The 26,519-nt window shown below is 34.7% G+C and carries 28 protein-coding genes; 18 read left to right on the plus strand and 10 right to left on the minus strand.

The window, feature by feature from the left end:
* Nucleotides 1-70 precede the first annotated feature (70 nt).
* The gene (locus LPB88_RS06270) at nt 71-724 is read left to right on the plus strand and encodes a metal-dependent transcriptional regulator (RefSeq protein ID WP_230713668.1); all 654 of its coding nucleotides are present in this window, start codon (nt 71-73) and stop codon (nt 722-724) included.
* Nucleotides 725-1,136: 412 nt separating this feature from the next.
* Here LPB88_RS06270 and LPB88_RS06275 read toward each other — a convergent pair whose 3' ends face one another.
* From LPB88_RS06275 to LPB88_RS06305, 7 genes are all read right to left on the minus strand, one after another.
* The gene (locus LPB88_RS06275; protein WP_230713670.1) at nt 1,137-1,535 is read right to left on the minus strand and encodes a hypothetical protein; all 399 of its coding nucleotides are present in this window, start codon (nt 1,533-1,535) and stop codon (nt 1,137-1,139) included.
* 165 nt (nt 1,536-1,700) lie between these two features.
* Nucleotides 1,701-2,483 carry an enoyl-CoA hydratase/isomerase family protein gene (locus LPB88_RS06280; protein WP_230713673.1) on the minus strand — a complete coding sequence of 261 codons (783 nt, stop codon included), beginning with the start codon at nt 2,481-2,483 and terminating at the stop codon, nt 1,701-1,703.
* Between the two features lie 10 nt (nt 2,484-2,493).
* The gene (locus LPB88_RS06285) at nt 2,494-3,909 is read right to left on the minus strand and encodes a HAMP domain-containing sensor histidine kinase (RefSeq protein ID WP_230714297.1); all 1,416 of its coding nucleotides are present in this window, start codon (nt 3,907-3,909) and stop codon (nt 2,494-2,496) included.
* 136 nt (nt 3,910-4,045) lie between these two features.
* Complete coding sequence (locus tag LPB88_RS06290) at nt 4,046-4,594, minus strand: CopD family protein (RefSeq protein WP_230713680.1); 549 nt, start codon at nt 4,592-4,594, stop codon at nt 4,046-4,048.
* A complete protein-coding gene (locus LPB88_RS06295) occupies nt 4,595-5,164 on the minus strand; it encodes a hypothetical protein (protein WP_230713682.1) in 570 nt (189 codons plus the stop codon).
* 16 nt (nt 5,165-5,180) lie between these two features.
* Nucleotides 5,181-6,194 carry a ferrochelatase gene (gene hemH, locus LPB88_RS06300; protein ID WP_230713689.1) on the minus strand — a complete coding sequence of 338 codons (1,014 nt, stop codon included), beginning with the start codon at nt 6,192-6,194 and terminating at the stop codon, nt 5,181-5,183.
* A 227-nt stretch (nt 6,195-6,421) separates the two neighbouring features.
* Complete coding sequence (locus LPB88_RS06305) at nt 6,422-7,294, minus strand: AraC family transcriptional regulator (RefSeq protein ID WP_056247889.1); 873 nt, start codon at nt 7,292-7,294, stop codon at nt 6,422-6,424.
* Nucleotides 7,295-7,521: 227 nt separating this feature from the next.
* On the opposite strand from LPB88_RS06305, the gene hemA reads away from it, so the two are divergent.
* The 12 genes from hemA to LPB88_RS06365 all read left to right on the plus strand — a co-directional run bounded on the left by hemA (nt 7,522) and on the right by LPB88_RS06365 (nt 17,517).
* On the plus strand, nt 7,522-8,772 hold the full coding sequence (hemA, locus tag LPB88_RS06310) for a glutamyl-tRNA reductase (RefSeq protein ID WP_230713692.1): 1,251 nt from the start codon (nt 7,522-7,524) through the stop codon (nt 8,770-8,772).
* 98 nt (nt 8,773-8,870) lie between these two features.
* Nucleotides 8,871-9,794, plus strand: a complete 924-nt coding sequence (hemC, locus tag LPB88_RS06315; RefSeq protein ID WP_089354062.1) for a hydroxymethylbilane synthase — start codon at nt 8,871-8,873, stop codon at nt 9,792-9,794.
* Nucleotides 9,794-10,459 (plus strand): uroporphyrinogen-III synthase, encoded by a 666-nt coding sequence (locus LPB88_RS06320; protein WP_230713694.1) that lies wholly within the window; start codon nt 9,794-9,796, stop codon nt 10,457-10,459. The genes hemC and LPB88_RS06320 overlap by 1 nt, the downstream gene beginning before the upstream one ends.
* 89 nt (nt 10,460-10,548) lie before the next feature.
* On the plus strand, nt 10,549-11,574 hold the full coding sequence (gene hemE, locus LPB88_RS06325) for a uroporphyrinogen decarboxylase (protein ID WP_230713696.1): 1,026 nt from the start codon (nt 10,549-10,551) through the stop codon (nt 11,572-11,574).
* A gap of 79 nt (nt 11,575-11,653) precedes the next feature.
* Nucleotides 11,654-12,031: a hypothetical protein gene (locus LPB88_RS06330; protein WP_230713698.1), complete on the plus strand. Its 378-nt coding sequence runs from the start codon at nt 11,654-11,656 to the stop codon at nt 12,029-12,031.
* Nucleotides 12,032-12,035: 4 nt separating this feature from the next.
* Nucleotides 12,036-12,587, plus strand: a complete 552-nt coding sequence (locus tag LPB88_RS06335; protein WP_230713700.1) for a GNAT family N-acetyltransferase — start codon at nt 12,036-12,038, stop codon at nt 12,585-12,587.
* The gene (gene hemF, locus LPB88_RS06340; protein ID WP_230713702.1) at nt 12,577-13,479 is read left to right on the plus strand and encodes an oxygen-dependent coproporphyrinogen oxidase; all 903 of its coding nucleotides are present in this window, start codon (nt 12,577-12,579) and stop codon (nt 13,477-13,479) included. The genes LPB88_RS06335 and hemF overlap by 11 nt, the downstream gene beginning before the upstream one ends.
* A gap of 82 nt (nt 13,480-13,561) precedes the next feature.
* Nucleotides 13,562-14,503, plus strand: coding sequence for a DUF4421 family protein (locus LPB88_RS06345; RefSeq protein ID WP_230713704.1), 942 nt, complete (start codon nt 13,562-13,564; stop codon nt 14,501-14,503).
* A gap of 66 nt (nt 14,504-14,569) precedes the next feature.
* Entirely contained in the window at nt 14,570-15,457 is an 888-nt protein-coding gene (locus tag LPB88_RS06350) for a fructose bisphosphate aldolase (RefSeq protein WP_230714299.1), read from the plus strand.
* Nucleotides 15,458-15,566: 109 nt separating this feature from the next.
* Nucleotides 15,567-16,559 (plus strand): porphobilinogen synthase, encoded by a 993-nt coding sequence (gene hemB / locus LPB88_RS06355; RefSeq protein WP_230713706.1) that lies wholly within the window; start codon nt 15,567-15,569, stop codon nt 16,557-16,559.
* Between the two features lie 3 nt (nt 16,560-16,562).
* Complete coding sequence (locus LPB88_RS06360; protein WP_230713709.1) at nt 16,563-16,973, plus strand: c-type cytochrome; 411 nt, start codon at nt 16,563-16,565, stop codon at nt 16,971-16,973.
* Between the two features lie 91 nt (nt 16,974-17,064).
* Nucleotides 17,065-17,517, plus strand: a complete 453-nt coding sequence (locus LPB88_RS06365) for a GyrI-like domain-containing protein (protein WP_230713711.1) — start codon at nt 17,065-17,067, stop codon at nt 17,515-17,517.
* A gap of 47 nt (nt 17,518-17,564) precedes the next feature.
* Here the strand turns inward: LPB88_RS06365 and LPB88_RS06370 are convergent, their stop codons facing one another.
* Entirely contained in the window at nt 17,565-19,625 is a 2,061-nt protein-coding gene (locus tag LPB88_RS06370; RefSeq protein ID WP_230713713.1) for a M13 family metallopeptidase, read from the minus strand.
* A 200-nt stretch (nt 19,626-19,825) separates the two neighbouring features.
* Here LPB88_RS06370 and LPB88_RS06375 point away from each other — a divergent pair, with 200 nt between their 5' ends.
* The 5 genes from LPB88_RS06375 (at nt 19,826) to LPB88_RS06395 (ending at nt 24,174) form a co-directional block, all read left to right on the plus strand.
* Complete coding sequence (locus LPB88_RS06375) at nt 19,826-20,749, plus strand: EamA family transporter (RefSeq protein WP_230713715.1); 924 nt, start codon at nt 19,826-19,828, stop codon at nt 20,747-20,749.
* Nucleotides 20,750-20,937: 188 nt separating this feature from the next.
* Nucleotides 20,938-21,603 carry an SCO family protein gene (locus LPB88_RS06380; protein ID WP_230713717.1) on the plus strand — a complete coding sequence of 222 codons (666 nt, stop codon included), beginning with the start codon at nt 20,938-20,940 and terminating at the stop codon, nt 21,601-21,603.
* A 103-nt stretch (nt 21,604-21,706) separates the two neighbouring features.
* Nucleotides 21,707-21,946 carry a FeoA family protein gene (locus LPB88_RS06385; RefSeq protein ID WP_230713724.1) on the plus strand — a complete coding sequence of 80 codons (240 nt, stop codon included), beginning with the start codon at nt 21,707-21,709 and terminating at the stop codon, nt 21,944-21,946.
* Complete coding sequence (gene feoB, locus LPB88_RS06390; RefSeq protein ID WP_230713725.1) at nt 21,946-24,045, plus strand: ferrous iron transport protein B; 2,100 nt, start codon at nt 21,946-21,948, stop codon at nt 24,043-24,045. The genes LPB88_RS06385 and feoB overlap by 1 nt, the downstream gene beginning before the upstream one ends.
* 6 nt (nt 24,046-24,051) lie before the next feature.
* Entirely contained in the window at nt 24,052-24,174 is a 123-nt protein-coding gene (locus LPB88_RS06395) for a FeoB-associated Cys-rich membrane protein (protein ID WP_082421244.1), read from the plus strand.
* 443 nt (nt 24,175-24,617) lie between these two features.
* Here LPB88_RS06395 and LPB88_RS06400 read toward each other — a convergent pair whose 3' ends face one another.
* Nucleotides 24,618-25,271, minus strand: a complete 654-nt coding sequence (locus LPB88_RS06400; protein WP_230713727.1) for an HD domain-containing protein — start codon at nt 25,269-25,271, stop codon at nt 24,618-24,620.
* A gap of 219 nt (nt 25,272-25,490) precedes the next feature.
* Complete coding sequence (locus tag LPB88_RS06405; protein WP_089354080.1) at nt 25,491-26,483, minus strand: acyl-ACP desaturase; 993 nt, start codon at nt 26,481-26,483, stop codon at nt 25,491-25,493.
* Nucleotides 26,484-26,519 lie beyond the last annotated feature (36 nt).

A 26,519-nucleotide genomic window follows, 5' to 3' on the forward strand; every position in this document is an offset into this window, starting at 1 on the left:
CAAAGCGACAAAGGTTTGAAAACTCTGAACCTTTGTGACTTTGTAGCTTTGAGCCTCAAAAATAAAAAAAATGACTTTCTCAGAAGAAAATTATCTAAAATCAATATATCACCTTACGGCATCGAATGACGCTGAAGTGAGCACCAATGCTATTGCCGAAATGATGGAAACCAAAGCTTCATCCGTTACGGATATGCTTAAAAAGCTATCGGAAAAAGATTTGGTGAATTATAAAAAATACCAAGGTGTTTCTTTGACTGAAAACGGCAAACTAGCGGCTAAAATGATTGTTAGAAAGCATCGTTTATGGGAAGTGTTTTTGGTTGAAAAACTGAATTTTAGCTGGGATGAAGTTCACGATATTGCTGAGCAATTAGAACATATCAAATCAGAACAATTGATTAACCGTCTGGATGATTTTCTTGGAAATCCTACCGAAGATCCGCATGGAGATCCAATTCCGGATGCAAATGGAAGAATCGTTAAAATCGAAAAACACTTACTTTCTGAATTAACAGAACATCAAACCGGCGTTTGCGTTGGTGTGAAAGACACTTCATCAGAATTCCTCAAGTATCTGGACAAACAAGAAATTGCTTTGGGTTCTAAAATCGAGTTTTTGTCTAAAGAAAGCTTCGATTTATCGGTAAAAATTAAAGTTGATGGTAGAGAATTGTCTATATCTAATAAGATTGCCTCTAATTTGTTTGTGAAGTTGGTTTAGCTAGTTATTCCGCAAAGATTCACCAGAGACTTTCCGCAGAGGAACACGAAGATTTTACTTTTTTTGATTTAGGAAGATTTAATCCGTCGAAAATAACACAATATTGTCATTTCGACGTAAGGAGAAATCCTCACGAGAAGCTCGACAAAGATTGGATTGTTGTTGCGGAGTTACTTGCGAGGATTTCTCCTTACGTCGAAATGACAAACTCGGCGATAAACATTCTTTTGAAACCAACTCCATAGCCCCGATAGAAGTGAAAATCCTTTTGTGGCGGGGTTCGCCATAAAAGATTACTTCACTGTGCATTTATTTTAATTTGGAGTTCAGTGAACTTCGTTTGTAACGGATTGCTTCGCCAGTTCGCACTTTCAGGCTCGGGTGCGGGATTAGCTCCTAAAAATTAAAATTACTAAACTATCCCCTTCTCTATCATTTCAAGCATTACCGGAGATGCATTCTTAAAAGTCGGTTCCTGTTCAATGATACTTCCAGCGTTCTTTTTATTTACTTTGAATGTTATATCATTATCAGTCGTAAACAAAAGTGCCGTCAAAAACGGATTTTTAATATAAGTTCCTAAAACCATTAAAGCTTCATCTAAAGTATGAATACTTTCTATTTCTTCGGTTTTATAACGTGTTGTTAACGAAATCGAATAGGTATTATCTTCGTTTAAAACTAAACGGAAATAAATGTTCTTGATCTCGGTATCGCCCATGGTTTTCGCCAGGGTTAATTTGGCAAAAGTGCCAGCTTGAATGCTTTCTTTAACGCGTTCGCAAAAAAGAGCAAATATTGGTTCGTACATTTTTTTAGATGCTAAGGTTCTGAGATGCTAAGGTTCTAAGTTTTTAAAACCTTTGTATATTATTTAACCGCAAAGTTCGCTAAGATTTACGCAAAGGACACAAGGAAATTTAAAAAACTTTGCGAACCTACCGTAATTCCTTGCGAACTTTGTGGTTAAGAAAATTTATTTTCCTGTAAACTCTGCTTTTCTTTTTTCTAAAAATGCAGTTGTTCCTTCTTTAAAATCCTGAGTTCCGAAACATTTTCCGAATGATTTTATCTCGGTATCAAAACCATTTTTACCGTCAGTATAATTGGCATTAATTGCTTTTATCGCTTTACTTATTGCAAAAGGAGCGTTTTTAATGATTTTTTGAGCAATTCCGTTTGCAAATTCAAGAAGTTCAGCCTGAGGCACAACATGATTTACCAAACCGTATTGTTTTGCTTCATCGGCAGAAATCATCGCCGCAGTCATAATCATTTCCATTGCACGGCCTTTCCCTACTAATTGCGGCAAACGCTGTGTTCCTCCGTAACCCGGAATCAATCCTAGAGTTACTTCCGGCAATCCCATTTTTGCATTATCTGATGCTACTCTAAAATGACATGCCATTGCCAATTCTAATCCTCCGCCTAAAGCGAAACCATTTACGGCAGCAATTACGGGTTTCTTTAAATTTTCGATAAAATCAAATAAGCTTTCTTGTCCTTCAGCAGCTAATTGTGCGCCTTCGACAATAGTATAATTTGCAAATTCCGAAATATCGGCTCCGGCAACAAATGCTTTTTCGCCGCTTCCAGTGATTATAATAACACGAACATCATCATTTTTACTTAATAATTTAACTGCTTTACTCAAGTCGCTGATCGTAGCTTTGTTTAAAGCATTTAATTTTGTAGGACGATTAATGGTTACGGTTGCAATTTTTTCTTCAATTGAAATTAAAAGATTTTCGTAGTTCATGACGCTGGTTTTATGAGTTTGTGATAGGTAAAGAAACTCTAAAAGTGGTTCCTTTTCCGTAAGTTGATTCAAAGGTAATTGTTCCTTTGTAATTTTCTATAATGTTTTTTATAATTCCGAGACCAAGTCCCATTCCACTGGTTTTAGTGGTGAATTTTGGTTCGAATATTCTACTGATATCTTGTTTTTGTATTCCAATTCCGTTGTCTTTTACCGCAATTTCAACATTGTTATTCCTACGTTTTACCTTAACCACGATTGATTTGTGAAATTGACTTTCCGGAATCGCCTGAGTTGCATTTTTAACCAAATTGGTAATGACACGAATCAGTTGCGTACGATCCATTTTTGAAATGATTTCTTCTTCTTCACTTTCGAAAACAATATAATCTTCGTTGAAAATATCCAAAGCAAGCTCCACAACCTCAACCACATTTAAGGTTTCGTTCTGTTGTGCCGGCATCGATGCAAAATTCGAAAATGCCGAAGCTACTGCCGTCATCGTATCAATTTGCTGAATTAGAGTTTCAGAGTAATCGTTTAATTTCTGCTTTACGTCCGGAGCTGTCGGGTCAAACTTTCGTTGAAAACTCTGAACCGTTAACCTCATCGGCGTAAGCGGATTTTTAATTTCGTGTGCTACTTGTTTCGCCATTTCACGCCAGGCTTCTTCACGTTCACTTTGGGCTAGTTTTATGGCGCTGGTTTCTAATTTATCCACCATTCCGTTATAAGCCTTTATCAGGAAGTTAACTTCTTTACTATTGGCTTCTAATACGATTTTCTCGTTTTTCTGATCTAAATTGGTTTCTTCCAATCTGTCTGAAATGGTTTTCAGTGATTTTGTGATATATGTCGAAAGGAAATAGGCTAATGCAAAAGCCACAACCAACATAAACGAATATACCTGACTTAATCGAATCAGGAAAGTATTCAACTCGTTGTCATAATAACCGTCGTCTTCTAAATACGGAAGATTCAAAATCCCAAGTGGTTTGAATTTTTCGTCTTTAATTAAACTATACGAAGATCTATTTTTGACTCCATCGATGGTTTTAATATCTACAAAACGCTTTTCAATTGAAGAACGCACTAATTTCAAGATATAATCCGGAACCGGCGGCGCTACTTTATCAACCGCAAAAGATTCTTTGGATGATTTTAGTAGTTTTCCGTCAAGGCTATAAATATTGATTTCGATTTTATGAATCTGCGCTAATTCGTGGATTTTATCTTTAAAAATCAAATCTAAATTGGCCGTTTTTAAAGGATATGTTGTAGTAGAAAGCACATAATTGATATGTTCCTTTACTGCATTTTCTTTTCGTTCGAGACGTTCCTGATGATATTCTTTGGCTTCATTCTTAAACTGAATAATCGATATGGAAGCCAATAAAAAAGATGCCACAACAATCAATACAATCATCGAAAGGAATATCCTAACACGAAGAGAAAGCATCGACATTTTGAAGTTGTTAAACATAGTTTTTGTTTTGTTTGTTTCAGGTTTCAAGTTTCAGGTTTCGTCGCGATTGGAAACCTGAAACTTGAAACTAAAAAAACTATTTTCTTTCGCGAATTCGTTTGTAAAATCTAAAGCCTAACATTATTAAAACCGAGAATAAAATAATTCCGATTACGCCGAAAATCCAGTTGATGGCACTTTTTAGGATTACTAAAAACACAACGGCAAATAATATAATTGTAGCTCCTTCATTCCATAAACGCATGAAATTGTTGGAATATTTTACCTCATCATTTTGCAATTGTTTGAATATTTGATGGCATTTTAGATGATACAAATACAGTAAGAAAACAAAACACAACTTAACGTGCATCCAGGGCATTTTGAGCCAGGCGTTTCCTAAATCTGTAAAAAACAACATCCAAAAAGCAAAAATACTGGCTAAAATTGCTGAAGGCCAAGTAATAATATACCACAAACGGTAGGCCATTATTTTGTATTGCGCTTGTAAAATTTCCTTTTCAGGAGAAGGCTTTTCGTTGGCTTCAATTTGGTACACAAATAAGCGCACAATATAAAACAAACCTGCAAACCAAGTAATTACAAAAATAAGATGCAATGATTTTAAGTAGTTGTAATATTCCATTTATTTTTTGAATGTAGATTGTACAAAAAGATCGGTCATAGCTTTCCCATAATCTTCATTTTCGTATACGATTGAAGCAACGAAGATTTTATCGTTAAAAGTTCTTGAAAAAATCAGTATTGTCGCAACCGTTTTTCCTTCTTCAGTTACTGTAATTTGAGATTTTCTAAATTCCAAACCTGAAATACTCTCTGCACCTACTACGTAATCTCCCATTTTACCTTTTGGATAAATACGGCCAATATCTTTTAAAAGAAGAAAATCTTTTAACTTCATCTTTAGATCGACAGAACGAATATCACCGGAATAATCTTCGTAATTTGCTGAAAAATAATTCGCTGCATCTCTTTTAAAAGCAACTATAGAATGTGTCTTTTTAACTAAAGTCGAATCTCCTTTAATATTACCTTTTTCATCATGATTCACTTTTTCGTAATCATCTGGAATTGAAATGGTCCAATTAAATGTTTTATCAAAAAAACTATTATTGGCGAAAGTGTCTCTTTTTTTACATCCAACTAAAATCGCCAAGGCGAAAAACAAAACCGAAAAGTATTTAATCTTATTCATTTATATAAACGTATTATTATTTAGCCCAATCGTTAATCCAGTTACTTACAGTCTGACACCATGCATCATCATCATTCAAACACGGAATTGCTAAGAAATTCTCACCTCCTTTTGCTTCGAAATCTTCTTTGGCGCGCATCGCGATTTCTTCTAAAGTTTCTAAACAATCAGATACAAAAGCTGGTGTTACAACGGCTAAATTCTTGATTCCTTTTCCAGGCATTTTGTCGATTTCAACATCAGTATAAGGCTCTAACCATTTGTCTCCCGCTAAACGAGATTGAAAAGTAAGGCTGTATTTATCTTCAGGAAGTCCTAATAATTTAACGACTTGTCTTGTAGTTTCGTAACATTGGTGACGGTAACAAAAATCGTGCGCAGGCGAAGGTGTGTTACAACAAGAACCGTCAATTTTACAATGTGATTTCGTTACATCGGTTTTGCGAATATGGCGTTCCGGGATTCCGTGGTATGAAAATAATAAATGATCATAATCAAATCCAATTAAATGTTTCTGAATTGAATCTGCTAAATTCTTGATATAATCCGGTTTATTATAAAACGCCGGAACATCTGTAAAAGTCATTTGTGGAAATTTCTTTTTACGGATTTCTTCGACTTTAACCAAAATAGTCAAAGTAGAAGCCATCGCATATTGCGGATATAAAGGAAAAAGCAATACTTCAGTAACACCTTTATCGTGTAATTCCTGAAGTCCTTTTTCAATAGTCATACTTCCGTAGCGCATTGCCAAAGCAACTGGAACATTTACTAAAGGTTGTACTTTCTTTTGCATTCTTTCAGAAAGAACCACTAACGGAGAACCTTCTTCCCACCAAATTTTCGCGTAAGCGTGCGCTGATTCTTCCGGTCTTTTTCTTAAAATAATACCACGAACTAAAAAGGCTCTTAACAAATACGGAACATCAATTACGTATTTATCCATTAAAAATTCGTCTAAATACGGTTTTACATCTTTTGGTTCAGGACTTTCTGGAGATCCTAAGTTTACTAATAATACGCCTTTCATTTATTCTTTGCTTTAGGCTTTAAGCTCGAGGCTTTAAGCATTTAATTTGTTTTTAAAAATTTCGTCAAAAGTATTGCTTGTTACTTTTTAGAAATATGATAAATGTTACTTTTTATTTATTGTTGAATATCGAAAATTGATTTCTAGATATTGGCACACTGATTTAACGGGTTTAACAGATTTTCGCAGATAATTAATTGGTGCAAATTCGTGAAATTCGTGGCAAACTATACATTCGTATTAATCGACATCAGATATTTTTTAGGAGTCGTAGCAAACTTCTTCTTGAATGCCGCGATAAAATGACTTCCGGTGCTGTAACCAATTTTCAGCCCTACTTCGTTTACATTATAAGATCCGCTGTCAAGAAGTTTTCGGGCGAAATCCATTTTATAATCAAATAGAAAACCGTAAACTGTGTCGCCATAGATTTGTTTGAAACCCATTTTGAGTTTCTTCAAATTCAAACCAATTTCATCTGCCAACTCTTGTAATCCAGGCGGTTCAGCCATATTTGCGATGATAATTTCTTTGGCTTTTCTGATCTTCAAAACATTATCTTCATCAATCAAAAACGGACATTGTTCTGCGTTTGGGTCTTCGGTTCTATTAAAATACAAACTCAACAATTCATATCCTTTTCCTTTATAATAAAGGTTTTTTATGGACGGATGTAAGTTATAATGAAACAGTTGACTCAAAACAATTGCCATCGACGGACTAATATTCCCTTCGTTATAATACTTTTTGTCCTTATTGTCCGGACTTAAGAAAGTGATATAATCTGCTTCCGCAGAAAACAACGCGTGAAATTTCTTGATCGAAACAATTACTGAAATCACCCACGAATTTGGAGCCAACTCTAAATTGAGCGGTAATTCTTTCTGTGGATTGTACAAAAGCAATGATTTTTCTTCTTTCAAATCTAAAGCATAACTACCTTGATTGAATAAAAATTTAGCATTCCCTTTTATCCCGAAGTGAAACTGTATCAGACCACTACCAACTTCATGCTGTCCAAAAAAAGGCTCTGAACTATCGTTTTGAAAGCGGATTAGCGTAAAGTCGTCTTCAATTTTTATAATTTCCTGAGAACTCATAGCGATATTTTTTTTAGATAAAAATCAAAGCAAAAGTGAAATGTTATTTAGAATGACTCTAAACAAACAGATTCTAACAACTTGATTTTGCTACAAAAATAATGCTTTTTGCATAAAAACAGTCGTTTAGAAACAAAAAAACATGTAGCGACACAAATAGTACTTTGAGCGTTACTTTTGTAAACAGTATAATGATAATTTTGTTGCACTTTTATGAAAGTGAATTTATGGAAAACAATAACGTACCGAAACACCTATATTTTTATTCAGTTGGTCTGAGTTATAAAAAAGCTGATGCTGAGGTCAGAGGTCAATTTAGTTTGGATGCAGTTGCCAAAACGCGTTTACTGGAACAAGCTAAAACAGAAGGAATAGAAAGTCTAATTGTTACTTCGACTTGTAACAGAACCGAAATCTACGGTTTTGCCGAACACCCTTTTCAATTAATAAAGCTAATTTGCGATAATAGCAACGGATCTGTGGATGCTTTTCAGAAAGTAGGATTCGTTTATAAAAATCAGGAAGCCATTAATCACATGTTTCGCGTAGGAACTGGTTTAGACAGTCAGATCTTAGGCGACTTTGAAATTATATCTCAAATTAAAACCTGCTTTGCTCATTCTAAATCTATGAATTTAGCGAATGCTTTCTTAGAAAGACTAGTAAACGCAGTAATTCAGGCGAGTAAAAAGATCAAAAACGAAACAGAAATCAGTTCTGGAGCGACTTCGGTTTCTTTTGCATCTGTACAATATATTATTAAGAATGTAGAAGATATCGGAAATAAAAACATTCTACTTTTCGGAACAGGAAAAATCGGAAGAAATACTTGCGAGAATCTTGTAAAACATACCAAAAACGAACATATTACTTTAATCAACCGAACTAAGGATAAAGCTGAGAAATTAGCCGGAAAACTAAATTTGATTGTTAAAGATTATTCGGAACTTCATTTAGAACTTCAAAAAGCCGATGTTGTTGTAGTTGCTACAGGCGCTCAAAACCCAACAGTTGACAAAGCAATTTTGAATCTTAAGAAGCCTTTATTGATTTTAGATTTGTCTATTCCGAAAAACGTGAATGAAAACGTTGAGGAATTAGAAGGTGTAACGTTGATTCACATGGATTATTTGTCTCAATTGACAGATGAAACTTTAGAAAACAGAAAATTACACATTCCGGCAGCCGAAGCAATTATTGAAGAAGTTAAGGAAGAATTTGTTACCTGGACTAAAGGAAGAAAATTTGCCCCAACTATAAATGCTTTGAAAGAAAAACTGAATGAGATTAAAGCTTCTGAATTAGATTTTCAAAGCCGAAAAATTGCTGATTTTAATGAAGCTCAGGCTGAAATCATCAGCAACAGAATCATCCAGAAAATCACTACTCATTTTGCCAATCACTTAAAAGACGACGACACCATGGTTGATGAAAGCATCGAATGGATCGAAAAAGTCTTCAAAATAAAAGCATCTTAAATAAATTTTAAACCATATAAGTTATATAAGTTCATTTAAGTTTTTTATCCAAACTGCTTAAATTATCTTATATAACTTATAAGGTGAAATTCAACATAATGGCGGAAAAAACAATTAGAATTGGAACTCGCGATAGCGAATTGGCACTTTGGCAAGCACATACTGTCGAAAAAAAACTTAACGATTTAGGGTATAAAACCTCAATTGTTGCAGTAAAATCACAAGGTGATATCATTCTTGACAAACCACTATACGAACTTGGCATCACTGGAATTTTTACGAAAACCTTAGACATTGCCATGATTAATGGCGATTGTGATATCGCAGTACATTCCATGAAAGATGTTCCGACAGCTTTACCAAAAGGAATTGTTCAGGCAGCAGTTTTAGAAAGAGCAAATGTTCTTGATATTTTGGTACATAAAGGAAATCCCGATTTTACGAATCCAAGTACTATTGCGACCGGAAGTTTACGTCGCCAGGCACAATGGTTCAATAAATACCCTAATCATACTGTAGTTGATTTACGTGGAAACGTAAACACTCGTATGCAAAAATTACAAGACAATAACTGGGACGGAGCTGTTTTTGCTGCTGCAGGATTGGAGCGTATTAACCTAAAACCAGGAAATTTTATAGATTTAGATTGGATGATTCCCGCGCCGGCACAAGGAGCAATGCTTGTTGTGGCAATGGAAAATGACAATTATACGCTGGATGCGCTTTCGCAATTAAACCATATTGAAACTGAAATTTGTACATATATTGAACGTCAGTTTTTAAGAACGCTGGAAGGCGGTTGTACCGCGCCAATCGGGGCTTTGGTAAAATATAATGAAGATGAAGACACTTTACATTTTCAAGGTGTTTTACTTTCTGTGGATGGAAAGCAAAAGCTGGAAATTGAAAAAACAGTTGACATTTCAGAATGGAAAAAACTAGGATTCTTTGCCGCTCAGGAAATTATAAACAATGGCGGAGCCGAATTAATGGCATCTATTAAAGAATCTCTAAAAAAATAATGGCAAAATCAATTCAAATATTATCTACAAAAAAGCTATCGGGCGAACAAAAACAAGCATTAGAAAATGCTAATTTGAACGTTACGGAAACAGATTTCATTCAAACTCAAAATAAACCTTTCGAATTAAAAGACCTCAACGAAAATTTGATTTTCACAAGTCAGAATGCTGTTCACAGTGTTTTATCTGATCCAAAATCTGAACAACTAAAAAGTAAAAATGTATTTTGTGTTGGTTTAAAAACAAAAATTCTTTTATCAGAAAGCGGATTCAATGTTGTGGCTTATACGGGTTATGCATCTGATTTAGCAGAAATTATCACTTTGATTTACCGCAGTGAAAGCTTTACTTTTTTCAGCGGAAACCTTCGCAGAGAAACGTTACCAAAAGCTTTAAAAGAAGCGGATATAAAATTCAATGAAATTCAGGTTTACGATACGTCATTAACACCTCAGAAAATAAAAACAGCCGTTGATGCTATTCTGTTTTTCAGTCCCTCTGGCGTTGAAAGTTATTTAAAAGAGAATACTATCAAGAAAGAAACCTGCTTTTGTATTGGTGAAACCACTGCAGAAGCTTTAGAAAAAATCACAAAAAACATCATTATTGCAGATCAGCCAACGGTTGAAGATGTAATTGAAGATGTTTTACAAGAATATAAATAGCAATACGCTTTAGGCAATAAGCCATAAGCAAAAAAATTATAGTTAAACAAGCTTAAAGCCTAATGCTTAAAGCCTAAAGCAACAAAAAAATGTTAAAAAACGACCTATTTTTAAAAGCACTAAAAGGAGAAACTGTTCAACGTCCGCCAGTATGGATGATGCGTCAGGCCGGAAGATATTTACCTGAATTTAGAGCTTTACGTGACAAATATGATTTTTTCACAAGATGTGAAACTCCGGAATTGGCTGCCGAAATTACGGTTCAACCAATCCGCAGAATTGCTCCGGATGCTGCGATTTTATTTTCAGATATTCTGGTAGTTCCTCGCGCTATGGGTATTCACGTAGAATTGAAAGACAATTTGGGACCAATTATTCCGGACCCAATTCGTACAATGGAACAGGTAAATCAAGTTTATGTTCCAGATGTGAATGAAACTTTAGGCTATGTTTTTGACGCTATTAAATTGACTAAAGAAATGCTGAACGACGAAGTGCCATTAATTGGTTTCGCCGGTTCGCCTTGGACAATTTTCTGCTATGCAGTTGAAGGAAAAGGTTCTAAAAGCTTTGATACCGCAAAAGGATTCTGTTTCTCAAACCCTGTTGCAGCACATACATTATTACAAAAAATTACAGATACTACCATTTTATACTTAAAAGAAAAAGTGAAATCGGGAGTTGATGCCGTTCAGATTTTTGATTCTTGGGGAGGAATGCTTTCTCCTGTTGATTATCAGGAATTTTCATGGAAATACATCAACCAAATTATTGATGCTTTAGCTGAAGTTACACCGGTTATTGTTTTCGGAAAAGGATGTTGGTTTGCTCTTGGCGAAATGGGTAAAAGTAAAGCCTCTGCACTTGGTGTAGACTGGACATGCTCGGCTAGAAATGCTCGTTATTTGTCTGGTGGAAACATCACTTTACAAGGAAATTTCGATCCATCAAGATTACTTTCTCCAATTCCTACCATCAAGAAAATGGTTCACGAAATGATCGACGAATTCGGAAAAGATAAATATATTGTAAATTTAGGTCATGGAATTTTACCAAATATCCCTGTAGATCACGCTAAAGCGTTTATTGACGCGGTTAAGGAATACGGAAACTAGCATATTTAGTATTCAGTTGCAGTTTTCAGTCTCACTTCAAAACTGAAAACTGTGACTGCAATTGAAAACTTTAAAGATCATGCTCAACAAAGGCCTAAGAGACGAAGAAAGCATCAGAATTGAGAATACTCTCCGAACTTTACATGCACTTATTTTTGTGCCTAAATTTTGGAATGCTGAAGACACGAGTCTTATAGATGAACAACTTAAAAATTTTGGTTTAAGTCTGCAACGAACAATTGAAATACCCGAAGAAGAATTAATTATTCTACTTCAAAGATGCCATTTAGATTGGAACCAACAGGAGCAATTTGCAGATATTCTAGTTGGTTTATCACAAGAAAAACAATTTGATTTTTTAGGAAAAGCACTTGCTATTTACCAATACATACAGCAGGAAAGCAAAGTTTTCTCCTTTGGAATAAATACTAAAATTGCTTCGGCGAAAAACAAATAAAAAGATGGGTTTTACAGATTGGAAAACAGAAACGATTAACAGTATTCTTCCTGAAGAGTTTTACTACCTCATCGAAAAGAATAAAAGCCACATTGAAAAAACTTTCCCAGTAACGCTTTCACATTGCCTGGATCTCGAAAAAACAAGGCAATTTATTGCTTTTAACCAAGATAAGGAAAATCATAAAGAAGGATACTTTTTTTACCCTAGAGATATAAAAACCAATATATTAATTGGTTACTTGTGCATTAAAAGCATTGATAACCAAAAAGCAAAATGTGAATTAGGTTATTTTGTTGATGAAGATTTTCAAGGAAAAGGAATTACCTCAAAATTGGTTTCAGAAACACTGAACTTTTGTTTCAACACTTTGAAAATGAACAAGGTTTTTATCTGTACTTCAAAAATCAATAAAGCAAGTCAGCAAGTTGCTTTGAAACATAACTTTAAACAAGAAGGAATATTGAGAGAAGAGTTCAAAAGCAGCGACGGAACATTAGAAGATGTTGTTTATTTTGGATTACTCAAATCAGAATACAATACAAATGAAAGATAAATTTTACGCTTACATACAAAAGTTACAAGACCAGATTTGCGCTGGATTAGAAACTGTTGACGGAACGGCAAAATTTCGTGAGGATTTATGGAAACGCCCTGAAGGCGGTGGAGGAAGAACACGCATTATTGAAAACGGTGGCGTTTTCGAGAAAGGCGGAGTAAATATTTCGGCCGTTCACGGAAAATTACCGGAAGCAATGCAAAAGATGTTTGGCGTTGGCGAAGCCGATTTTTTTGCCTGCGGATTAAGTTTGGTTTTACATCCTAAAAACCCGATGGTTCCTACTGTGCACGCTAATTGGCGATATTTTGAAATGTATGATGACGCTGGAAAAGTAATCGAGCAATGGTTTGGCGGCGGACAGGATTTAACGCCTTATTATTTGTTTGAGGAAGATGCAAAACACTTTCACCAAACCTGTAAAACAGCTTGTGACAAACACAATCCGGAATTTTATCCAAAATATAAAAAACAATGTGATACTTATTTCTGGAATGCACACAGAAACGAAGCCCGCGGAATTGGCGGTTTGTTCTTTGATTATTGCAAAGCAAATGAACAAATGTCAATGGAAGACTGGTACAATTTCGTAACTGAAGTTGGTAATAGTTTCCTGGAAGCATACGTTCCGATTGTGGAAAGAAGAAAAGATCTGGAATATACTCCAGAAAACAGAAATTGGCAGGAAATCCGCCGTGGTCGTTATGTTGAGTTTAATTTGGTTCATGACAAAGGCACTTTATTCGGTTTGAGAACCAACGGAAGAATTGAAAGTATTTTGATGAGTTTACCGCCACACGTGCAATGGGTTTACGATCATCATGCAGAAGCAGGAAGCATTGAAGAAAAATTGATAAATGTATTAGAGAATCCTGTTGACTGGATTTAATCTATTCAACTCAATATTAATTTTACCCATAGAGACATACAATTAAATTGTAAATTTAGAGGTGTTTCTAAAAATTAAAAAAATGAATCTAAAACTGATTTATATAGTGTTTTTGGGAAGTGTTTTTGGGTGTTTTGCCCAAAATGATACGCTTCATAACCCCTATTTTAAATCTTATGATGATAAAATCACTACTAGTGTTTACTATTTAGACACTTCAAATAGTTTTCAGATTGGTTTTGATTCTGAAGGAAAGAAAAAATACCTTGCATTAACTCCAAATCGAAGAGAGCAGCTTGGTGTAAGTTTGAGCTATCAGTTTGCTGATATAAGTTTTGGTTTTTCACCGAAATTCTTTAGTCAAAACAAAGACAATTCAGACTCTAAGCTTTTTAGTTTTAATACTCGTTTTTATTATAAAAAGTGGATGCAATCTTTCACTTTTATCAATCAAAAAGGGTTTTATGTTAGTGACGAAAACATTCAGGCCGCTTTTCCTCGAATGCGTACCACAAAAATTGGCGGATCTACCTCGTATATTTTTAACGACAAATTCTCGTATAAAACATTAGTAAATCAGAACGAATGGCAAACCAAAAGCTCAGGAAGTTTTATTCCGAGTTTTTCATTTTACTACACGAATCTTAATTTAAACGATGTTCCCAATTCATCAAATGGTGACTTTTATGTTTTTTCAATAGCTCCCTCCTATTTTTACAATTTTGTGATTAGTGATCGATTCTTAATAGGTTCTGGAATTGCGCTTGGAGCAGGAATTAATGACATTGATAAAGTAACCTCAGCTTTGCTTCAATTAGACTTTCATTTAAAGCTTGCCTACAATACAGATCATCTTTTTGCTTTTGCGAGTTTAAACACCGTTAGTTTCGCTCAGAACGGTGATGCCGAAGCCCGATTGAATGATAATATATCAACTTTGAAATTCAGTATAGGATATCGTTTTGATCCTCCAAATAAAGTAAAAGAAGTTTATGAGAAGGTAAATCAAAAAACAGGCTTGTAAATAGTTATAGTAATCCAAAATCTTCAGTCTAAAATCTAAATTTAAAGTATTATGGAAAAGAGAGAGATGAACACGGCACAATTAAATCGCATGCATTCCGGAAAAGGATTTATCGCTGCATTAGATCAAAGTGGTGGCAGTACGCCAAAAGCCTTATCGCAATATGGAGTTGAGGAAAGCACCTATACAAATGATGAAGAAATGTACACACTTGTACATGAAATGAGAACCAGAATTATTAAAAGTCCTTCGTTTGACAGTGAATATATCCTTGGAGCTATTTTATTTGAAAATACTATGGATCGCAAAATTGACGGACAATGGACTGCTGATTATTTATGGGAGAAAAAAAATATTGTCCCTTTTTTAAAGGTTGACAAAGGACTTGCTGATCTTGTAAATGGTGTGCAGTTGATGAAACCTATTTCAAATTTGGACGAATTACTGACAAGAGCTGTAGAACGAAATGTTTTTGGAACTAAAATGCGCTCTGTCATTAAAGAGGCAAATGCCGAAGGAATTCGACAAGTAGTGGAGCAACAATTTGAAGTAGGCTTACAAATCTTTGCAAAAGGACTTGTACCAATTATTGAACCTGAGGTAGATATTTATAGTTCTGATAAACAAAAATCGGAAGAAATTCTAAAAGAAGAAATCAAGAAACAACTTAGTTTATTAGGCAAAGATGTAAAGGTGATGCTGAAATTGTCTATTCCAACGGTGAATGATTTTTACACTGATCTTATATCTGATCCACATGTTGTGCGTGTTGTGGCATTGTCTGGTGGATATGCCCAAAAGGAAGCCAATGATAAACTTGCCCAAAACCACGGACTAATCGCCAGTTTTTCAAGAGCATTGTCTGAAGGTCTTTTTGCCAATCAGTCTGATGATGAGTTTAACACCAAGCTAGGCAAAACTATTAAAGAAATTTACCAAGCTTCCATTACATAAAATAATATATAGACGGGATTTAGTCTTCTCAAAAAGATGAAAAACTTACAATAAACAATTTATAATTTCAGTGTAAAACCTGAAACATGAAACTTTAAACAAAAAAACAATGTTCCCATTACAAAGAAACCGTCGCTTAAGAACCAATGAATCAATTCGTTCGTTAGTTCGTGAAACCAGTTTAAGCCCACAGGATTTTATGCTTCCAATGTTTGTTGCGGAAGGAAAAGACGTAAAAGTTGCGATTCCGTCAATGCCGGGAATTTACCGTCATTCGTTAGACAATACTATTAAAGAAGTAAAAGAAGTCTGGGATTTAGGGATTAAGGCGGTAAATATTTACGTAAAAGTAAGCGATAGCTTAAAAGACAATAAAGGTGTTGAAGCCTGGAATAAAGATGGTTTAATGCAACAAACTATTCGCGCTATAAAAGATGCCGTTCCAGGAATGATTGTAATGCCAGATGTGGCTCTTGATCCGTATTCGATTTATGGTCATGACGGAATCATCGAAAACGGTCAATTAATCAATGACGCAACGGTTGATGCTTTAACCCGAATGAGTTTAAGCCATGCTGAGGCTGGAGCCGATTTTGTAGCTCCAAGTGATATGATGGATGGGCGCGTTTTGGCGATTAGAAAAGCATTAGAAGAAAACGGACATCACAATGTAGGAATCATGAGTTATAGTGCTAAATATGCTTCGGCATTTTATGGACCATTTCGTGATGCATTAGATTCTGCTCCGGTAGATTCTCAAAATATTCCGAAAGACAAAAAGACGTATCAAATGGATTATGCTAACCGAATCGAAGGAATTCGTGAAGCATTATTGGATGTTGAAGAAGGCGCTGACATTGTAATGGTAAAACCAGGAATGGCCTATTTAGACATTGTTCGTGAAGTAAAAAATGCCGTTCATGTACCGGTTGCCGTATACCAAGTATCTGGTGAGTACGCTATGGTAAAGGCCGCAGCCGAAAGAGGATGGTTAGATCACGACAAAATTATGATAGAGCAACTATATTGCATTAAGCGTGCAGGAGCGAGTATTATCTCCACTTATTTTGCAAAAGAAGCTGCTGTAATCTTAAATAAATAATCAATGAAAAAGATATTATTCTTATCCGCCATTTTAGCTTTAGCATCTTGTAAAAAAGAAAATGAGGAACCTTTTGGAAAAACAACCGAAAGCAATACAGAATCCTATTCAGAAGGAGAATCGGCGAAAGCCAAAACACCGGAAGCATTTGGAAAAGACATTTTTGAAGGAAAAGGAAATTGTGTTTCGTGTCATCAGGTAGACCAAAAAGTAATTGGGCCGAGTATTCAGGAAATTGGTAAAATTTATAAAGATAAAAATGGAGATATTGTAACGTTCCTTAAAGGAAACGCAGATCCAATTGTAGATCCGAGTCAGTTTGCGGTGATGAAAACCAATATTCCGGTAACGCAAGCAATGTCTGACGAAGAATTAAAAGCAATCGAAGCTTATATTTACAGCAATTTAAAATAGCTCTTTAAATTATTTTTTTTGATTTACTGCTGACATACTGTTGTCACCACTTAATTATAAATTTGGATACAAATCAAAAAAATTAAGTAAAATGGATATTCAAAAATTCAACGTCATCGGGATTTCAGTTAGAACTACTAACGAAAATGGACAATCAGGACAAGATATTCCTGCACTTTTAAAGAAGTTTATAGGTGGAGGAATTGCTGAAAAGATTCCGAATAAAGTAAGCAACGATGTTATTTTCGTTTATACGGATTACGAAAAAGATCATACAAAACCTTATACAACCCTTTTGGGATGTGCGGTAGAAAGTTTAGATTCAATTCCGAAAGAAATGACGGGTAAAACAATTGAAGGCATTCATTACGAGAAATTCACCGCAAAAGGGAACCTCGCTGAAGGTGTTGTTTATAAGGAATGGATGAAGATTTGGAATTCAGACTTGAACAGAAGTTTTACTTCAGACTTTGAAATTTATGGAGAAGGAGCACAGAATCCTGAAAATGCAGAAGTTGACATTTTCATAGCGATAAATCGATAATAACAAAAAACGGCGCTAAAATTAGCGCCGTTTTTTATGATTTTAAATTACCAGATTTTAACTCGTTTGTCTGGACTTACAAACATTTTATCTCCACTTTTAATTCCGAAAGCTTCATAAAATGCATCAACATTCTGAATTGGAACATAAGCTCTGTACATTCCAGGAGAGTGCGGATCTGTTTTTACTTGGCTCTTAATAGCTTCATCTCTTGTTTTAGTTCTCCAAACCGTAGCCCAGGAAATAAAGAAACGTTGCTCAGGAGTGAATCCGTCAATTAAAGCAGGCCTTCCGTGTGCTTTTAAATACAATTGCAAACCATCAAAAGCAGCATTGATTCCACCTAAGTCACCAATATTTTCTCCTAAAGTAAATTTACCATCAACGTGAATTCCAGGTAATGGCTCTAAAGCACTGTATTGATCTGCAAGAGCAGTTCCTAATGCTGTAAATTGTTTCAAATCATCAGCAGTCCACCAGTCTACAAGATTTCCTTCTGCATTATAACGTGCACCGGAATCATCAAAACCATGTGAAATCTCATGCCCGATTACAGCACCAATTCCACCATAGTTTACAGCTTCATCCGCTTGGTAATTGTAAAATGGCGGTTGTAAAATAGCTGCAGGGAAAACAATCTCGTTGTAAGATGGATTGTAATAAGCATTTACAGTTTGTGGAGACATTCCCCATTCTGTTTTATCCACCGGTTTTTTCAATTTCTCAATATCTTCCTTGAAATTCCATTTTGATAAATTGCGTACGTTTTCAAAATAACTTCCGCCTTCAGCAACACCTTTAATTTCAAGAGCCGAATAATCTTTCCATTTATCAGGATATCCTACTTTAATAGTGATTTTATTTAATTTCTCGATTGCTTTTACTTTTGTAGCATCAGACATCCAGGTTAAATTATTAATACGGTTTTGGTACGCCAAAATCACATTATGAATCATATCAAGTGCTTTAGTTTTTGCTTCAGCAGGAAATACTTTCTCAACATATAATTTACCCAAAGCTTCACCAATACCACGATTTACAATAGACAAAGCATTTTCTTCACGAGGCAATTGTTTGATTGCTCCTCTTAAAGTTTTGCTGTAAAAATCAAAATTTGCTGCTTCAATATCCGTTGTTAATTGCGTTGTTGATCTGTTTAACAAAGTCCATTTCAAATATTCTTTCCATTGTGCAACCTTGTTTTCAGTAAAAACAGTTTGTATGGCTTTCATATAACGTGGTTCTGTTACAATAACGCTATCTAATTTTGCCAGGCCAAGACCAGTAAAATAAGCATTCCAATTAATTGCCGGAGTCAATTTTTGAAGATCCGCAATTGTCATTGGATTATATTGTAAACGGCTGTCTCTGCTCTCAACACGATCTAATCTTGGAGCTGACAAAGCAGTTTCTAAAGCTAGAATTTCGGCAGCACTTTGTTTTGCTTTTGCCGGAGATTCTCCAATAAACTGCATCATTCTTGCAACGTGAAGCTCGTATTTTGCGCGTTTTTCTTTAGAATCTTTATCGTCTGAGTTGTAATAATCTTTATCAGACAATCCTAATCTGCTCACGCCTAAACTTACAGAGTTCTTAGAACTATTTTTATCATCGGCACCAATGTAAATTCCAAAGAAGTCGTTTCCTCCTTCAGGTTCCATTTCAACCAAATACTTTTCAAGATCTGCTACATTTTTTATAGCATCAATTTTCTTCAAATATGGTTTTAAAGGTTCAATACCTCTTTTGTTTCTTCCAACTGTATCTAAAACAGTATTAAACAAATTCACCGCTTTACCTTGATCGGTATTCGATTTATACTTTGGATTTTTTGAAGCATCCTTCAAAATTGCCATTGCATCTTTGTCTGTTTTTTTAATTAATTCGTTAAAACTTCCCCAAGTTGTTCTGTCGCTTGGAATTGCTGTTTTATCTAACCAGGTTCCGTTTACGTATTGGAAAAAATCCTGGCTTGGGCTAATTTTCGTATTCATATACGAAACATTAATCCCTGGTTCTTTTGTAGCTGTATCCTGAGCCTTTACTGCGGTAAATGAGAGAATTGCAGAAAAAGCACAAAATAAGGGTTTAGCAAGCTGTTTGTTCATTTTTGACTGTGTTTTTTGTATACACACAAACATATTGTTAATATTTGAAATTATATGTTAAAATTTTGCAATAATATGCTGACATTTTTACAATGAAAATACCTCATTTATATCAGCAAAAATTTTCATGAATATATCTTACACTTTTGCTTTCTAATTGGAATTGTTTTTAGAATATTTGTTAAAAGAAAAACAAGAACGTGAGAGCAAGAATACAGAGTGCCTTTTCAGGAAAAGTTGAAGCGATCGGACTACCGATTCTGGCTTTGTTTTGGGTGAGCTTTTTTTGGGGAACAACCTGGTTGGCCTCAAAAGAAGGTGTAAAACATATGCCCGCTTTGCAGTTGGCTACTATTCGTCAGTTTCTGGGCGGAATTTTGTACGTTGGTTATTTTATCATCAAGAAAGAACCTTGGCCAAAAGGTAAACAATGGCGTACGATTCTGGTTTTGGCAATTTTAAATTTCTGTTGCAGTAATGGTTTGAGTACTTGGGGCGTAAAATATATCAGCTCAGGATTGGGCGCTATTATTGGTGCTATTTTCCCGATCTGGATTGTGATCATTTGTTTCTTTAAAGGCGAACGTATTGCAAAATTGGCCGTTACCGGACTTTTGATCTGTTTTGGCGGAATCTGTATTATTTTTATGGATCACTTGGGAGATTTCCTTCGACCTGATTTTCAATTTGGTATTTTTCTGTCTGTGGTTTCTACAATTACATGGGCTTTTGGAATTTTACATACCAAGAAAAAAGCAGCAAGTTTCAATCCGTATTTTAGTTTAGGTTTACAAATGCTGCTTTCGAGTTTTATTCTATTCGGAATTACCGAAACAGCAGGAATGAATATTCCATTAATTCAAATTCCAGTGAGTTCCTGGTGGGCAATTGGCTATCTGGTAATTATTGGTTCAATCTTAACCTTTATTGCTTTCATCTATACGCTGCAACATCTTCCAACAGAAATTAGCAGTATTTATGCTTACATGAATCCGATTGTAGCAATTATTCTGGCTTTTTTCATCTTCGGAGAAACCATGACACAAGCCATAGTTGTTGGAGTTGCAGTAACTTTAATGGGATTGTATCTGGTGAATAAATCTATTCGGAAAATTAAAAAATAGTATGAAAAAGTTTGCCACGAATTTTCGCGAATTGCTATGTCAATTTGCAAATATCACGTTATCCGATAATTAGTGAAAATTCGTGAAATTCGTGGCTATTTAAAATCATAACGAAACTCTGTTAAAAAGCGTTATAATTACAGCTTTTAAAAACCTCTTTTTGTATTTTTGCAGCACAAATTGCATTTATGAAATCCTTTCTATACAAATACCGAAAATTCTTTATTGTTCTAATTGTATTTTCAGCTGTTACTATATCTTTATTTTATTCGGCTTTAAAGCCACAAAAAACGTTACCAATTTACAATCCTGCCGATGTAAATCCTGAATTAGTTGACAGTACAATACAATACAAAAGCAAATACCATACAATTGCCGATTTTAAATTTGTAAACCAAAACGGCGATACGATTACTCAGAAAAACTATGAAGGCAAAATTTATGTTGCCGACTTTTTCTTCACGACTTGCGGATCAATTTGTCCAAAAATGACAACCAATCTTGAAGATGTTCAAAAAGCAATTTTAAATAATCCTAAAGTAATGCTGCTTTCGCATACTGTATTTCCTGAAGTTGACAGTATTCCGGTTCTTAAAGAATATGCCATAAAACATCATGTTGTTGATAGTAAATGGAACTTGGTTACAGGCGATAAAAAAGAAATATATACTATGGCCAGAAAATCTTATCTAGCTGTAAAATTAGGTCGCCCAGATCAATTGTATGATATGGTTCATACAGAGAATTTTGTATTGGTAGACCAAAAAAGACGCGTTCGTGGTTTTTATGACGGAACAAACAAAGAAGAAATTAAACGTCTGCTTGAAGACATCAATTTCTTATGTCAGGAGTAAAATCCCTTATTTTTAGAAAGATTTAGCATTTACAAAAGTGTTAAATGCCTTGAAATAAAGAATAATTGTCTATTTTTGCAATCTAAATTCAATCTAAATAAGCTTGCAAAATACAATCCATACCCTCAAAAAAGGCGAAAAAGCCATTATCAAAGATTTTGATATCGATTTGATTCCTTTAAAACTACTAGAGATGGGGTGTTTGCCGGGCAATTTAGTCGAATTACTTCAAATCGCTCCTTTTGGAGATCCTTTATATATAGATATAAATGGTTCGCACGTAGCCATTAGAGTTGAAACTGCTCGTGAAATTGAAGTTGAACTTATCAAAACCAATTTGTAATGAGCATTCAAAATATAAATGTTGCCCTTATTGGGAATCCAAATACCGGAAAAACTTCTGTTTTTAATCAACTTACTGGTTTAAATCAACAAGTTGGGAATTATCCCGGAATCACTGTTGAGAAAAAAATGGGGTTCTGTAAATTACCGCACAACATTAAAGCTAATATTCTGGATCTACCTGGAACTTATAGTTTGAATGCCAGTTCGATAGACGAAAGTGTTGTAATTGAACTTTTGCTGAATAAAAACGATAAGTTATATCCTGATGTTGCAGTAGTTGTAACAGACGTTGAAAATCTGAAACGAAATCTACTAATTTACACTCAGATAAAAGACCTTGAAATTCCAACGATTTTAGTCATTAATATGTCTGATCGAATGGAAAGTAAAGGGATTACACTTGATATTCCTTTTTTGGAAGAAAAACTAAAAACCAAAATTGCTTTAGTAAGTTCTCGTAAAGGTTTAGGAATCGATGAATTAAAAGAATTAATCGTTTCATACAAAACAATTCCACATGAACCTTGTCTAAATGCTTCGGTTATTGATACTGAATATTTTAAAAAACTACAGCATGCTTTTCCCAATCAACTATTGTATAAATTATGGTTGGTTATTACGCAAGATGTAAACTTTTTGAATTTAGAACGTAATGAAATCAGAAGCACATTTACGAAGTCACATTCAGAATTAAAACGCTTACAGCAAAAGGAAACCATAAAACGTTATCAATTTATAAATGATGTTTTAAAACAAGGTTTGCAAGTTGACGAATCAATGGCAAAAGATATTAGAGCTAAACTGGATCGTGTTTTAACACACAAAGTTTGGGGTTATGTTATTTTCCTTGCCATTTTATTTTTGATTTTCCAATCGATTTTTAGCTGGTCAACTATTCCTATGGATTTCATTGACAGTACTTTTGCTTCTTTAAGTAGTTGGACTGCGCAAGAATTACCAAGTGGGATTCTGACCGATTTACTTTCGCAAGGAATCATTCCGGGAATTGGCGGTGTTATTATTTTTATTCCGCAAATTGCCTTTCTGTTCTTGTTTATTTCTATTCTGGAAGAAAGCGGTTATATGAGTCGTGTTGTCTTTTTGATGGATAAAATTATGCGCAAATTTGGTCTTTCCGGAAAAAGCGTTGTACCATTAATTTCAGGAACTGCCTGTGCAATTCCGGCAATTATGGCAACTAGAAATATTGAAAACTGGAAAGAACGTTTAATTACTATTCTTGTTACACCGTTTACAACCTGTTCTGCCAGATTACCGGTTTACACCATTATTATTTCTTTGGTAATACCGGATGAACGCCTTTTTGGAATATTAAACATGCAAGGTTTGGCGTTGATGCTATTGTATTTATTAGGTTTTGGAACTGCTATTTTATCGGCTTATATTTTAAATAAGATATTAAAAATAAGCTCTAAAACATATTTCGTTGTTGAAATGCCGGGTTATAAAATGCCACTTTTAAAGAATGTTGGAATTAACGTGGTCGAAAAAACGAAAGCTTTCGTTGTTGGAGCAGGAAAAATAATTTTAGCTATAGCTGTTATTTTATGGTTTTTAGCTTCTTTTGGACCTGGAGAAAACTTTAACGAAGCAGAAACTATCGTAAAAGAACGATTTGTTGACAAACCACTATCTGAAATAGAATTTGAAAACGAAGTTGCTTCTCAAAAACTAGAGAATTCATATATTGGAATCATGGGCCGCGTAATTGAACCTGCAATTGCTCCACTAGGTTACGATTGGAAAATTGGAATAGCAATTATCAGTTCATTTGCTGCACGTGAGGTTTTCGTAGGAACTCTTGCAACTATCTATAGTGTTGGAAATAGTGATAATGAAGCCACAATAAAAAGTAAAATGCAGGAAGAAATAAATCCGGAAACAGGTCGTAAGATCTTTAATTTTGCTTCTGGAATTTCATTACTGCTTTTTTATGCTTTTGCAATGCAATGTGCCAGTACACTTGCCATTACCAAAAAAGAAACCAATTCCTGGAAATGGCCAGCCATGCAACTCGTTCTTATGAGCGGATTAGCTTATTTCGTGGCATTACTTGCCTATCAACTTTTAAAATAAATTGCCATGATACAAGAAATTATAGCCTTTGCCATTTTACTTATCGCCGTTGGTTTTTTGATCAAAAAGTTCTTCTGGAAATCAAAAAAGAAAAAAGATTGCGGCGACGGAAACTGTGGATGTTCTTAGAGGAAAGGTTCTGAGTTGCTAAGACTCTAAGTTGCTAAGGTTTCAAAAAAGACAATTTTACAGAGATACACAAAGTAAAAACACAAAGCTTCACAGAGATTTAAAATCCTTTGTGAAGCTTTGTGTTTTCTTAGCGTGTCTTTGCGGAATAAAAATGTCTTTTTGTGTTACTAAAAAAACTTATAGTTCCTGTTTTTAAATATTGCACAAACTATTTTTGAGAAATTTAAATTCATCGAAAATGTCAGAAGAAGATAAAATAGAGATCATAAAAGATAATAGAGTCGCAAGATTGTTATGGTTTACTCTTGGATTTATATGTGCGGTTATAATAACGTATTTCAGCATGAAACATCATTCATAAATAAACCTTATAAAAACCAAAATCTATTTTCAATTCAATTTAGCTTAACCCGTTATATCGAATAATAGATTCTTTTTCTTTACTTCACTCCCTCCCACTCGGCATAAAACTGCGCTAGAAAGGTTTCCATAAATTTATGCCTTTCAGAAGCGATTTGTTTTCCCGTTTCGGTATTCATTTTATCTTTTAAAAGCAATAGCTTTTCGTAAAAGTGATTTATCGTTGGCGCATTATTCTTTTTGTATTCCTCTTTGGTCATAGTGGTTATTGGGGCAATTTCAGGGTCATGTAAGGCACGATTTTTAAATCCACCATAGTTGAACGCTCTTGCTACTCCAATCGCTCCTATTGCGTCTAAACGATCCGCATCCTGAACGATATCTAATTCTACAGAAGAAAACTTCTTTTCGAAATTTCCGCCTTTATACGAGATGTTTTCGATGATGTTTACCACATGCTGAATAATTTCTTCAGAAACATTCTCAGATTCCAGAAACAAACGTGCAGTTTTTGGTCCAATCGTTTCGTCTCCGTTATGAAATTTACTATCGGCAATATCATGAAGCAAAGCTCCTAATTGTACTACAACCAAATCGCAGTTGGTGTCTTTTGCAATTAAAAGTGCATTTTTATAAACACGTTCGATATGAAACCAATCGTGTCCGCCTTCGGCATTGTTAAGTTTTTCTTTTACGAAAGCAATTGTTTTGTTTATTAAGTCAGAATTATTCATAGTTGTATGTGGTATTTTTTAGTATTGAGAAATGGCACGCAGATGACACGGATTTAAGCGGATTAACGCTGATTTTTTTTGCTTCTAATTTCTAAATCTCATTCTAAATAAAAAAGTTGATTGTCAAAGCTATTAAACTTCAACAATCAACAATATATTATAAATTCTTCAAGATCAATCTAAAATCAAGAATCGATCCCGAAGTTTCGAGATTAAAATCTACAATTTAGCAGGTTCAACCCATTTAAAGATGTGTGATTCTTGCGGAATTACTAATCTTTCAGAAATTCTTGCCATACGAGCCGGTAATTTCATTAAATAATCACGTGCTTTTTCAGCTTCGTCTGTTAAACCAGACATTTTATCAATTTCCCACTTATCCATTAATTTCTGCATGATATCTACATAATCGCTTGCGGTGTAAACCCCGATACGTTGAGCAGAATCAGAAAATTGTTCGAAAGCAGAACTGATCTTTTGACCAGATTCTCTTAAGAAATGTGCCGGCATAACGATTTTTTGTTTCATCATATATTGAAACGCCAACATCATTTCGCTTGGATCCACTGCAAAAATACGGGTTACAAATTCGCTGTATGCATGGTGATGACGCATTTCGTCGCCAGCAATCATTTTACACATTTTAGACAACTTGTTATCACCAAATTTCTTAGCCATTTGTGCTACTCTATTGTGCGAAACATAAGTTGCTAATTCCTGGAAACTAGTATATACAAAGTTTTTGTACGGGTCAGATCCAGTTCCAATATCAAAACCGTCGTTGATCAGGTGTTGTGTTGTCATTTCGATTTCACGCATGTTCACACGACCAGACAAATACAAGTATTTATTTAGTAAATCACCGTGGCGGTTTTCTTCTCCAGTCCATTGCCTGATCCATTTAGACCAGCCATTTCCACCATTTTCTATCTGATTTATTCCTTCCACGTCCATTAACCATGATTCGTATGTTGGCAAAGCTTCTTCAGTGATTGTATCACCAACAAGCGTTACCCAAAAATCGTATGGTAATTCTTTGGCAATTTCACGCAACTCTTTTACCTCCTCAAAGAAATTATCTCCTTCAGAATTAGGCAAAAAGTCTGACGGCTGCCAAATTTTTTCCACTGGAATTAAATACTGTTCTACGAAGCTATCCACGTTTTTTTCCAAAAACTGCATTACTTCTAATCTAATGTTTTTTATAGACATTACTTATTTAAGATTGGGATTTCTATTTCAGATAAT

Origin of the sequence: Flavobacterium sp. JAS, from assembly GCF_020991455.1 — a bacterium.
Lineage (GTDB): Bacteria > Bacteroidota > Bacteroidia > Flavobacteriales > Flavobacteriaceae > Flavobacterium.